The organism is Pseudomonas sp. W2Aug9, assembly GCF_023127755.1.
GTDB classification, from domain to species: domain Bacteria; phylum Pseudomonadota; class Gammaproteobacteria; order Pseudomonadales; family Pseudomonadaceae; genus Aquipseudomonas; species Aquipseudomonas synxantha_A.
Genome location: NZ_SPKL01000001.1, coordinates 166437 through 178541, shown reverse-complemented (window position 1 = coordinate 178541; position 12105 = coordinate 166437). Strand labels below are relative to the sequence as shown.

The window sequence follows — 12105 nt, the reverse complement described above, 5'->3', positions numbered from 1 at the left end:
CCTACGCGGCGGGCTGCAGGCCCAGGGACGCGAGTTGTTGCACGCTGCCCTTGAACTGGATCAGACGCGGGTCGTCCAGCGGCAAGCTGCGGCCGGTTTCCTTCTCAATGATGCTTTGCAGCTTGGCATTGTCGACCTTGCCGTCGGCGCCGATGGCTTCGTGCAATTTCTCGGGCGCGACCTGGGCGGTCTTGCCGGGTTCGTAGTAGATCGCGCCCGTGGCGAAGTCGACCCCAAACGCGATCAGGCCCGGGATCACGTAGAACAGCAGGCCGACGGCATCGAGCACGGCAATGGCCGGGTCGATCTTGCCGTCGATCTGGCCACGGCGGTCGGGGTAGAAAATCGAGCCGCAGGCGGTGAGTTGGCTCAGCAGGGTGACGGCGAGGACACCGCCGATGACACGGGAAGCGATACGCATGAAAAAGTCTCCTGAACACTATTTAAGGGTGACTATAAGCCAGATCTGCCAAACGCTTATGAACCAATGTGGGAGCTGGCTTGCCTGCGATAGCGTCGGTTCGGGGAATACAGCGGTGACTGTCACACCGCTATCGCAGGCAAGCCAGCTCCCACCTTTGACTGCATTCCCAGTCCAAAGAGTGGGTATTTTTGAGACCTGCATCGGCATCCGGCAGTTCGCCGTTATACTCGCCGTCCTGTCTGGACGCCAATGGTGTTCAAGCTTTTCTGTTTGCAGACGAAACACTGTGCAGTTTACAAAAATCAAGGAAGGATGATGACTGAAGAGCAGCAGGCAAACACACTTTATAACCGGACTTTTTGTGAAGATCTGAAAGCTTTTTTCGTCGAATACTCCAGTTTGTTCCTGGTGTATTTGTTGTTTTCCATGGCGTTGATTTACTGGGGCACTTGTCTGAAACCCGAAGTTGGCGAGCTCTTGAACAAAGCTTACGGTGAAGGACTGGCACCTATTTCTATCGCAGTACTAATGGTCATAACCTGTCTGATCATCGGTATCACCCGTCTTATTGCACCCGTTTCATATGCAGCAAAGGAGCATTGGCTGGTGATCATGGCCTTGGCCCTGACGAAATTCATGATCAGCTTGATGGTTACTTATTACGCTTACCTGTTGGGGTTTCTTGCTGCCTGCAGGTTGCTTGAATTTCCCGTCGACATTGTGCTGTGGAAAGGGGCTTTTATTTTTCCGCTCTTTATATTCTTCATCCACTGGGCTGCGCCGCGAGTGTTCTTTGACTCGTTTCATTCAAATGTCGATTTGGATATTGTTTTAAGTCTTGGGACCCTTGGCGTCGGGGCCATCGTGGTTTTTGTGTGTCTCTATCAAAAACCTGAAGAGAGCTCCGACGAAAAGCAGGACGTCAACTCGATGGTCATGTGTTGGTATGGACGGCCCATACATTAGGCAGTCGCCGGATCGGTTACGCCTCTTAACTGCGCGGATTGCCAGAGAACCCTTATGAATTCGTTGCCGATCGATGATGTTTTACCCGCCCTGCGTGACGCCTTGGCGCATCGCCATGAAGCCGTGCTGGAAGCGCCGCCTGGCGCCGGTAAAACCACCCGCGTGCCGTTGGCCTTGTTGCATGAGCCGTGGCTCGCCGGGCAAACCATCCTGATGCTCGAACCCCGGCGCCTGGCCGCACGGGCCGCCGCCGAAAGACTGGCCAGCGAGCTGGGTGAAAAGGTCGGTGAGACCGTGGGCTACCGCATTCGCCTGGACAGCAAAGTCGGCCCCAACACGCGTATCGAGGTGGTGACCGAAGGCATCCTCACTCGCCGCCTGCAGGACGACCCGGCATTGGATGGCGTGGGCCTGTTGATCTTCGACGAATTCCACGAGCGCAGCCTCGACGCCGACCTGGCGCTGGCCCTGAGCCTTAACGGGCGCGAGCTGTTTCGCGACGACCAGCCGCTGAAGATCCTGCTGATGTCCGCCACTCTCGAAGGCGAGCGCCTGGCGGGCTTGCTGGATGACGCGCCGATTCTGCGCAGTGAAGGGCGCATGTTCCCGGTGCAGATGCGCTGGGGCCGGCCGTACCAGGCCGGGGAGTTTATCGAGCCGCGCGTGGTACAAACCGTCCTCGAAGCCCTGCATGACGAGACCGGCAGCGTGCTCGTGTTTTTGCCGGGGCAAGCGGAGATTCGCCGGGTCAACCAGCAACTGGCCGAGGCCTTGGGTGATCGCCCGGATGTGCTGTTATGCCCCCTGCACGGTGAGCTGGACCTCAACGCCCAGCGCGCCGCCATCGACCCGGCGCCGGCCGGCAAGCGCAAAGTGGTGCTGGCCACCAACATCGCCGAGACCAGCCTGACCATCAACGGCGTGCGCGTGGTGATCGACGCCGGGCTGGCGCGGGTGCCACGTTTTGACCCGGGCAGCGGCATGACGCGCCTCGACACCCAGCGCATCTCCCGTGCCAGCGCCACCCAGCGCGCCGGTCGGGCAGGGCGGTTGGAACCGGGGGTGTGTTATCGGTTGTGGTCCGAAGACCAGCATGACGGTTTGGCCGCCTATGGTAGTGCGGAAATTCTCGCCGCCGACCTGGCCGGGCTGGCCTTGCAACTGGCGCGTTGGGGCGTGACGCCCAGCCAGTTGGTTTGGCTGGACATCCCACCGACTGCCGCCTATGCCCAGGCTCAGGAGCTGTTGCAACGCCTGGGTGCATTGAACGAAGCAACCCTCACCGCCCATGGCCAGAAGATGGCCGAGCTGCCGGCCCACCCGCGTATTGCCCATCTGTTATTGCGTGGCCAGGACCTGGGGCTGGCTGCCATGGCCTGTGACGTGGCAGCCCTGTTGGGCGAGCGCGATATCCTGCGCGGCGGCGGTGCCGACTTGCACAGCCGCCTGGCGCTGATGGCCGGTGAAGAACGCGCACGCGGCACTCAGGGTGGCGTGCAGCGCGCCAAGCAGTTGGCACGGCAATACGGTGGCTACCTGCGCGGCAAGGCGACCCAGCCGGTGGACAATCCCGACCACCCGCGCTGGCTCGGCGCCTTGCTGGCACTGGCCTACCCGGACCGCGTCGCCCAGCAACGTCGCCCCGGTGGCGCTGAATATCGCCTGGCCAATGGTCGCGCGGCGCTGTTTGCCGAAGCCGACAGCCTGATGAAACAACCCTGGCTGGTGATCGCCGACCTGGGCAGTCGCCAGGGTCAGCGCGAAGAACGCATCTACCTGGCGGCGGATTTTGATCCGGCGTTGTTCGACACGGTGCTGGCCGAGCAAGTGCGCAATGTCGACCAACTCGACTGGGACGAACGCGAAGGCGTCTTGCGTGCCGAGCGCCAACGCAAAGTCGGTGAGTTGGTACTCAGCCGCGAACCGCTGACCGGCCTCGACGAATCCGCCCGCAGCCAGGCGCTGGTCAACCTGGTGCGCCGCAAAGGCCTGGAACTGCTGCCCTGGACTCCGGAACTGCGTCAGTGGCAAGCCCGTGTGATGCTGTTGCGCCAACTCGACGCCGGCAACACCAGCGAGTGGCCCGACATCAGCGACAAGGCGCTACTGGCCAGCCTCGAACACTGGTTGATGCCTTACCTGGGCAAGGTCTCGCGCCTCAGCCATTTCGCCAACCTGGATATTTCCAGCTGTCTGCATAACCTGCTGCCCTGGCCATTGCCCCAACGCCTGGAAGAGTTGGCGCCGCAGCATGTGAAAGTGCCGTCGGGATCATCGGTACGCCTGGACTACAGCGAGCAGCCGCCGATTCTGGCGGTGCGCTTGCAGGAATTGTTCGGGCTGGCAGACACCCCGCGTATCGCCGGCGGGCGCCTGGCCGTGAAGTTGCACCTGCTGTCCCCGGCGCGGCGGCCGGTGCAGGTCACGCAGGATCTGGCGAACTTCTGGCGCAGTACCTACGCCGAGGTGAAGAAGGATTTGAAGGGGCGGTATCCGAAGCATTACTGGCCGGATGATCCGTTGGTGGCCGAAGCCACAGCACGGGCAAAACCTCGAGGCACCTGAGCAGTAATGGCAGCGCGCCATTAGCCCATCCGCCCTAATTGTGCCTGTCCGAGCCGCCTCCTAAAGTGGCGGCCCGAACAATAACAAGTTGCTGCCTGGCAACGTGTACCCAAGGAACGGAACTGCCCATGTCATTTCTCTTCAAGTTCAAGAAGTTGATCTTCTTGTCGGCTGCGCTGCTGTTTGCCTCCAATTCGGCAAATGCCGAAGAGCCCAATCCGATTGGTGACTGGTGGATTATCTACGGCAACGGCGTGGCCCAAAAAAACATCATGTACGTCGCCGATGCCACGTCGGTAGTGCCTTCTGAAAAAACTAAAGGCGCGACCATGGTCGCGGTGACCCTGGTTTATGAAGAGCCCGGCAAACCAATGATCGACGTGTACAACCTCGAAGCCCAGTGCTCTACGGGCAAAGTGCGCTTTATCAATGGCCAATCCGTCGAGCGTCTGGCTTACACCCTGCGCCATCTGAAAGTTGCCAATCAATGGCAAACCCCGAAAGAGTTCTGGGTACAGCAAGCGCTGAAGTTTGCCTGTGCGCCGGGCAGTCGAGCTAAAAACGACATGGCCGCCGTGGGCAAGATGGAATACCTGCAGATGATCGAGATGCTGCAGCAGATGTTCTTCAAACTCGCACCGATTCAGGAAAAGAGCCAGATGATGGACAACATCGACAGCCTGCTCGAACTGAATAAATAAGCCGGGACAGCCAATGACTTACATACGCTTATTGTTAACCACTCTGTTGGCCGTCTTGCTCTTGACTGGCTGTTCCACTATTGCGCAAAGCCGCTGGGAAGGGCGTGATATGCAGGAAGCGCTGGACTTGTTCGGCAAACCCGATTCGATGAAAAAGGAACTCGGTTCGAACGGCGAACCCTTGGCGGTGCTGACCTGGTACAAGTCCGCGAGCTGGACCACCACCGAAGCGGCCGGGACATCAATGACCCATACCGGTAATGGCATGGTGTACACCGAACACTATCAACAAGTCGGGCACAGTTCCGATTGCAAATTGCAGGCGAAGATCAATCAACAAAAGAAGATTGCGCAGTTCCTGATCGAAGATGGACGAATTCTTCATGGCAAGTGCACCAATGTCAGGTATGTCCCCGGTTATATTCCCCCAGGAATGTGAGCGGTCTTCGCGGTCAGGGGCCTTGTGCCGTCATGGTGTATTGGGGCCAGAGGGGCGTGGTTGGCTTTTGAATGTCAATGTTTTCCCGTCTGAACTCCCTTCGCTATGCGCCGTGGTGTGTCAACCCTCTATAAAATCCCCTTTCCAAATGTCAATCCGTCATAGCGTGATTGACAGTCAACGGTGTTTCTCACGCAAACCTCATAAGCCCGGTAAGTCAGGGGCTACAACGCTGTCAATGTCGAAGGTGCTAGGTGGTACGAAGCATTACTGGCCGGATGACCCATTGGTGGCCGAAGCGACGGCCCGGATCAAACCCAGAAAGCCTTGAATGTAAGTAACTCCCCAGTCGTTTTGATGACTGGGGGGTTACCTGAAAGCGTTGAATCACAGCAAGGAGGTTGTCTTGAAGGGCTTAAAGCGCTTCAAGCGCACTGTCAAATTGCTTATGCGCGTCTGGCAGCGATTTGCTCGCTTGGGCGTGGATGCCGCAGGTGTACTCGATGAACGAATGCCCGGCGGTTTCAGACTGGGCAATATTGTAGTTCTGAAAGGGCAGCATGGCCCTGCGTACCGGGGATTGATCCAGGATGTTCTTGAATGTGGTGCTCGCGTCATCAGCGATCCACAGCCTTCTTACTTTTCTCTGCTGGTTGCCATCGATGAATTTATGCCGGGCATGCAGGACCCGCAGGTTATCCATCACCAGGATGTCCCCTGGCTCAAGGCTGATGGGGGTAATGTAACGCTCGTTGGTGGAGTAGTGGGTCTGGATGTATTTAAACGCCGCGTTGGCCCATTCGGGAATAAACGCAGTGCTGTCATATCGGTAGCGAATTCTTAACGTTTCGTCATCGATTTTTTCAAAGACTGCGCAATCGATGGACAACAAGTCGTCGCGGCAGTAAGTAACACTGCCGCTGGTCATCAAAATTTTTAATGTCTCGGCGTTATTGGCAAGCAGGTCATTGTAGATTTTCTGCCCATCCACCAGGAAGTTGTCGCCGCCAAATTCAGGCTTTGAAACGCACTGGAGAATGACGAATTTGGGTGGCGTGATTTTTTTCGCAGTGCCCTCTACGTAGGCGATGCCATTCAAGAATGACCCATCGGTATGCGGGAAAAAATCGCTCGACAGTTCGCCATGATAATCATCCTTGAAGCGTTGCCAGTCCTTGTTGATCGGCTCGCCACCGCCCACCACACCGTGTTCATCGGACTTGGTATGAAACTGAATCAGCCCAAACTTGCCGGCGGTCTCTCTAAAGGCTTCCAGAGAGTGGTCTTGAGGCTTGATAACGCAATATCCATGCTCTTTCAGAAACGTTGAGATTTCTTTGGTTTCAAAAAAATCAAACTTACGTATGCTCATTTCACGCTCCTTGTTTTATTGGAAGAACTTTTTACAGGCCGTTGAAAAAATGATCGAAGATCATCTTCAAACCAAAAAACGTCACCCCTGCCTTTAACAGCATTGCGCCGACACGCTGCGATATACGGTCTCTGAGAAAGCCGCCCAAGTACGAACCCAATGTAGAGGCGGTAATCATGATGATGATCAGGTTGGCGTAATCCATGAACGCAAAACCTGCAATAACAAAGGCGGCGACCTTGAGCCCGTGCAGTACGCTCATTTGCATGGCGTGGGTGACAATGACTTCGTTTTTATTAATATTCATCTTCATCAGGATGGGCTGCGATATCAAACCGGTTACGGCCACGAACAGTGAAAGGAAGGTTTGAAAAAAGCCCACCAGGGCAAAGTTTTTAAATATAAAACCCAGGCGTGCGACGATCTTGGTCCAGGTGATGGCCAGGATGAAGAAGCCGAGAATCAGTGATAAATATTGCTCGGGAAATTTGCCGATGAAGAAGTAACCGATGAACGCGCCGACCAGGCAGCCGATAACGTATTTAGGCAGGATTTCCACTTTTGCACTTTTGAAGTCAAACGCGAATCGACTGGCGTTGCTGACCATTTGAATCAAGCCGTGAACCGGTACAACCGCAGAAATGGGGATGAATTGAGGCATAACCGCAAGCAGTCCAATCCCGCCGCCCACGCCAATGGCAGCCGTCATGAATGACGTAATAAAACTGACGCCCACCAATAGATACAAACCATCAGAAAGTTCGAGCATTGTTAATTCCTATCCAATTTTATAAAGCGTAAAGCGTATATATCGATGCGCAGGCTTCTCATCAGGTGAGTAAACCGGGCGCAATCGCCTGCGAGCGCGCTGAGAGAGTCAGGCGCTTTGAATCTGGCGTAGAAGTGGGTATTGCTACGTGAATAAAGGGCAGCAGTGATGGCCGCTACTTATAAACTTCCTGCGGTAAGTCATTAGCCTGTCATCACTTTGAAGTGATGCGATACGTGCCAGAAACTACGCCATGACTGAGGGGGGTAGAACATGTATATGTTTTACCCACCGATACGGTCATAGCGAGCCTCTCTTACAGCACTCGATTTACTGCTCAGGCAGGGCCCAGGCGATGATGCTGTCACCTAACTTGGTTGGGATTCGGTCATGACCGCCAACCACCGCCACCACGTACTGTCGACCCTGGCTCATGTAGGTCAAGGGTGAAGCCTGATTGCCTGCCGGGAGGCGTTCTTCCCAGAGCAGCTCACCGCTTTCGCTGTTGTAAGCCCGCATGAACCGGTCAATAGCGGCGCCGATGAACGTCACGCCGCCAGCGGTTGTCACGCCGGTTGCATCACTCGGCGTACCGATTTCGAAGCGCATCTTGGAGGCTATCCCCCAAGGTCCACTGTCATAGCCTGTGCCGAACGGGCGGCTCCACACGACATCGCGAGTGCGCAGGTCGATACCGGAGATAAAGCCCCAGGGTGGCGCAATACAAGGCTGGTCCAGGGATGACATCCACGGGTCTTTAATTGCGCCGTAAGGTAGCCCGGCCTGGACGCGGAAGCCCTGGGCGTTGCCCGGCGACTCCTGGAACGACTTGGCATTGATGGCGTCGAGCTGTTCGCGTGGTACCAGCCCCTGCATATAAGGAAGGCGCTGGTTATTGATGATCAGCAGCCCTCGCTTGAGGTCGACCATCACACCGCCCCAGTTCAAGCCGCCATGATGGCCGGGGAAGATCAGGCTTTGCTGGCCCACGACCGGCGGGGTGAAGATCCCTTCGTAGCGTGCCTGGCGAAATTCGAGGCGACATTGCATCTGATCGAAAGGCGTCAGGCCCCAGGCATTGGCTTCGGTCAGTACTTCCGGTGTTTTCGATGGACGCCCCATGGTGCTCGGCATATCAGGGGACAGTGGCTGGGTGGCTGCGGTGTAGTCTCCCGGGGCGGTGCCCTGTGGGACAGGAGCTTGCACGATATCCACCAGTGGTTCGCCGGTGGCGCGGTCAAGCACGAACAACTGGCCGGATTTGGTCGCCTGGATCACGGCCGGGCGTGGCCCGGCAGCCGTCGGAAAATCAATCAGGCTGGGTTGCGGGCTCAGGTCGTAGTCCCATAGATCATGGTGGACTGTCTGGAAGTGCCAGCGGACTTTACCGGTGGTGGCGTCCAGTGCGACCAGGGACGAGCTGAACGTGTCTTCTTGTGCTGTGCGGGTGCCGCCATAGAAGTCGCCCGCTGCGTTGCCGGTGGTGACATACACCAGGCCCAGTTCATCGTCGGCCGACAGCGGTGCCCACGAGTTGGGGGTGCTGAGGGTGTAGGTCTCGTTGTTACCCGCGGGGGCGTTGGTGTCTGGCCGGCCCAAATCCCAGGCCCACTTCTGTTTGCCGGTCACTGCATCGTAGGCGCGCACCACGCCCGAGGGGGCAGGGCGCACATCCGAGTCGAGTACTCGGCCACCGGTGATCACCACCCCGCGAATGACCAGAGGGGCAGACGTGATACCCGTCGAGCCTTTTCTGAAAGTGCCCAGCCCGTCTTTCAAATCCGCAAAGCCTGCGTTGCCGAAGTCGGGGCACGCCTGGCCGGTCAGGGCGTCTACCGCGCCGAGGCGAATATCATTGGTGCCCCAAATGATACGCGAGGCGCACAAGCCACTGGCATTGGGGACTTCGAAATAAGAAACACCACGGCAATAGGCGCCGCCATTGGCGAAGTAGTCCGGGTCGACTTTGGAGTCGAATCGCCAGTTCTCCTTTCCAGTGGTGGCATCCAGGGAAATGATGATTTGCTTGGGGGTGCAGGTGTAGAGCGAGTTACCCACCTTGATCGGCGTGGCTTCGTTCAAGTACTTGGTTTTCTCACCGGGTTGCTTCACGTCGCCGTGGTGGTATTCCCAGGCTTTGACCAGGCCCGACACATTTGAAGGCGTGATTTGAGACGCGGCTGAATAGTGGTTGCCCAGGTTGGAGCCTGCATAGGCGGTCCAGTTGGTCTCGGTGTGTGATGCGGCAATATTGCCGTCTGGAGAGGTGACGGTACTGCGGCTGAACGCGGCGGCAGGGCGTGTGGTGGCGAGCGTCGAGTCGGCAAGGTGAACGTTTGTGGGGAAGAACAGCGGTACCAGGATAGTGGCCCCCATCACCAGCGGCAGCACACCCATAATGGTGAAGTAATGACTTTTTCTGACCTTGGCAAAATCACGCCGTACCACGGGCCAGAACGCCAGGAACGGCACGCTGAGAACCGCCAGCCAGGCCAGGCGTGGAATATAGGCCCAGCCATCGTAACCAGACTCCCACACCGCCCAGGCATAGGTGGCCACAGAGGCTGCGCCATAAAGGTAGAGGCCCAGGGACTTTTTCAGGCCCAAGAGGATGGCCGATAACAACAGCGCGGTGCCCATCATCGCGTAATAGGGTGACCCGCCCGCGGCCATCAGCACGCCGCCTTTATAGGCCAGCATCACGCCAAGCAGGGCAACCACTGTGTTGTACACCCCGAACAGGAGGTTTGAGACTCCCGCTGCACTACCCAACGTCCTTTCGTTCATGGCCACCATCCCTGTGCGATTCGTTACGGATCCGAGTCCGAGCGGCGCGCATGATTGCCTATTGTTGTAACGAAATACAATATGTAGTGAAAAAATTAACTGTTTGGTGATTTTTTTGTATTCTGTTTTGATCAGAAACAATTGTGCTAGGCTGCTTGGCCCGTTATTGGGCGCGGTGATGGCGAAGCTGCGGCACTGACGGGTAGTCAGTGACGTGCTCTAGATTTGGCTTTCTTCTGGCACTGCGCGTTGATCAGTCTTGAGTCGGCCGACTTGATCCAGGTGGCGCCAGAGAAACTGTGCGGCTTCTTCACGCCGATCAGACTCGATGAGGTCGAGCAAATGGATGTGTTCCTGGCATTGCGCCTTAAGACGCGTGCGATCAATGTTGGCCTTGTAGCCCATAAAGCGCCTGAGCTGATTCTGGTGGCGTATGGCGTCGATGAAAAAAACATTGCCGGAGCACTGCACGATCATTTCGTGAAACTGGGCCCCCAGCTGGAACAGTTGCGCGCGGGACAAGGTCTGGATCTCGCCGTCGATCAAGGCCTGTTGCTGTTGCCTGGCCTGGGCAAACGCGGCGTGATTGACCTGATAACCGGGCTCAAGCAGCGCCGCCGGTTCGATGGCCATCCGGAAACGGTAGCTATGAATATGCGCCTGCGTGTTATGCACGAAGTCCTTGAGGCCCCACCCTTGGCCTGGCTTACGCTCCACCATGGCTTCGCCGGCCAACCGGTTCAGCACCTTGAGCAACTGCCCCCGGGGCACCTCATAGCGTCGCAACAACTGCGCTTCGAAAAAGTGCGCCGGTATTTCTCCGCTCAGAATGTCGTCGACCACGCGAAGGTAAAAGTCCTCGAACGGATCGCTGGCGCAAGGGACTGCGGCTTCCTGAATCTGCCCGGCACCTTGTTTGAGGAAATAGCCACGATTGGGCTCTTGAATGGCAAGGTCCCACTCGGCGAGCAAGGCAAAAACCCGCCGGATCGGCGAGCGCGACACCCCGAGCGCTTGCGCAAATGTCTGCTCGCGCAAGGGCTCACCGGCTTTCATCGAACGGGCGCGAACCATGTCGATGACGCGTGGGGCCAACTGCAGGGCGAGGTCTTTCTTGATCACAGGTTTTATTCCGAATGGTTAGCTTCAGTCCGTTCCCGTCGGGGCAGATGCCCCCACCGCACTGGAGTGGGAAAATACCATACGAAGAGCATGAGTATTTGCACTGACCACTTTCAATAGCGCGGCGCTGGAGTCGCGAATGAGGCTCCAGGCTGATGATTTGTTTATTCCCAGGATGGATAGTTACCCATGCTCAAATTCAATGCTCACCTCGGTTTCCAGTTCAACGAATTGCCTTTTCTGCAACGCATCGAAGCCGCCGCCGCTGCCGGTTTCAGGGCGGTGGAGTTCCCATCGCCCTATGAATTTGACGCCAGCCTGCTCGCCGATCACCTGGCTCAATACAACCTGCCGTTGATTCAGTTCGCAGCGCCGGCAGGTGTTACCAAAGGCATCGCTGCCTTGCAGGGCAAGGAGCAGGAATTTCGCGATGGGCTGCGCGAGGCGGCCCGCTATGCGAAGGCGCTGAACTGCTCGGATGTGCACATCATGTCTGGCGTGACCACGCCCCAGGATGAGAGCGCGCCTGCCTACGCAAGTAACCTGGAATACGCGGTCAAGTACCTCGAAGATCAGGGTTTGCGCGCGCTTATTGAAGTGATCTGCCCGCAGGCGATGCCCGGCTATTACATGTCTGACTTCAACAAGGCGCAACAGGTGCTGGAAACCTTTACGAGTGTCGGGCTGATTCTGGATCTTTACCATGCCCAGCTTTTGACCGGCGACGCAGCCGGGGTACTGGCGCAGTTTTACGACAGGACCGTCCATGTACAAATCGCCGACAACCCGGGGCGTCACGAGCCGGGCACCGGGACCATGGACTTTGCCGCCTTGTTCGCGGCGCTGGAGCAGCGTGGCTACCGAGGATGGATCGGCTGTGAGTACCGCCCATCCGGCACCACGGTTGAAAGCCTTGAGTGGCTTAAGCCGCTGCGGGCCCAGGTGTTGAAACCCTAGGGG

At 57.3% G+C, this 12105-nt stretch carries 10 protein-coding genes; 5 read left to right on the top strand and 5 right to left on the bottom strand.

Annotation, left to right across the window (positions count from 1 at the left end; translation table 11 throughout):
• Position 1: 1 nt before the first annotated feature.
• Positions 2–421 carry a hypothetical protein gene (locus E3O56_RS00780; protein WP_005791686.1) on the bottom strand — a complete coding sequence of 140 codons (420 nt, stop codon included), beginning with the start codon at positions 419–421 and terminating at the stop codon, positions 2–4.
• A gap of 318 nt (positions 422–739) precedes the next feature.
• On the opposite strand from E3O56_RS00780, the gene E3O56_RS00775 reads away from it, so the two are divergent.
• The 4 genes from E3O56_RS00775 to E3O56_RS00760 all read left to right on the top strand — a co-directional run bounded on the left by E3O56_RS00775 (position 740) and on the right by E3O56_RS00760 (position 5095).
• On the top strand, positions 740–1390 hold the full coding sequence (locus E3O56_RS00775; protein WP_103734845.1) for a hypothetical protein: 651 nt from the start codon (positions 740–742) through the stop codon (positions 1388–1390).
• A gap of 54 nt (positions 1391–1444) precedes the next feature.
• Entirely contained in the window at positions 1445–3955 is a 2511-nt protein-coding gene (gene hrpB, locus E3O56_RS00770; RefSeq protein ID WP_248127619.1) for an ATP-dependent helicase HrpB, read from the top strand.
• Between the two features lie 128 nt (positions 3956–4083).
• Complete coding sequence (locus E3O56_RS00765) at positions 4084–4656, top strand: hypothetical protein (RefSeq protein WP_005791681.1); 573 nt, start codon at positions 4084–4086, stop codon at positions 4654–4656.
• A 13-nt stretch (positions 4657–4669) separates the two neighbouring features.
• Positions 4670–5095 carry a hypothetical protein gene (locus E3O56_RS00760; protein WP_005791680.1) on the top strand — a complete coding sequence of 142 codons (426 nt, stop codon included), beginning with the start codon at positions 4670–4672 and terminating at the stop codon, positions 5093–5095.
• A gap of 415 nt (positions 5096–5510) precedes the next feature.
• On the opposite strand, the gene E3O56_RS00755 is transcribed toward E3O56_RS00760, so the two are convergent.
• The 4 genes from E3O56_RS00755 to E3O56_RS00740 all read right to left on the bottom strand — a co-directional run bounded on the left by E3O56_RS00755 (position 5511) and on the right by E3O56_RS00740 (position 11145).
• Positions 5511–6467 (bottom strand): TauD/TfdA family dioxygenase, encoded by a 957-nt coding sequence (locus E3O56_RS00755; RefSeq protein WP_005791679.1) that lies wholly within the window; start codon positions 6465–6467, stop codon positions 5511–5513.
• A 31-nt stretch (positions 6468–6498) separates the two neighbouring features.
• Positions 6499–7236, bottom strand: a complete 738-nt coding sequence (locus tag E3O56_RS00750; protein WP_005791677.1) for a TSUP family transporter — start codon at positions 7234–7236, stop codon at positions 6499–6501.
• A 330-nt stretch (positions 7237–7566) separates the two neighbouring features.
• Positions 7567–10023, bottom strand: a complete 2457-nt coding sequence (locus E3O56_RS00745) for a membrane-bound PQQ-dependent dehydrogenase, glucose/quinate/shikimate family (RefSeq protein ID WP_248127617.1) — start codon at positions 10021–10023, stop codon at positions 7567–7569.
• A 219-nt stretch (positions 10024–10242) separates the two neighbouring features.
• Entirely contained in the window at positions 10243–11145 is a 903-nt protein-coding gene (locus E3O56_RS00740; protein WP_005791674.1) for a GntR family transcriptional regulator, read from the bottom strand.
• Between the two features lie 189 nt (positions 11146–11334).
• On the opposite strand from E3O56_RS00740, the gene E3O56_RS00735 reads away from it, so the two are divergent.
• A complete protein-coding gene (locus tag E3O56_RS00735) occupies positions 11335–12102 on the top strand; it encodes a TIM barrel protein (RefSeq protein ID WP_032879335.1) in 768 nt (255 codons plus the stop codon).
• The last annotated feature ends 3 nt before the right edge of the window (positions 12103–12105 follow it).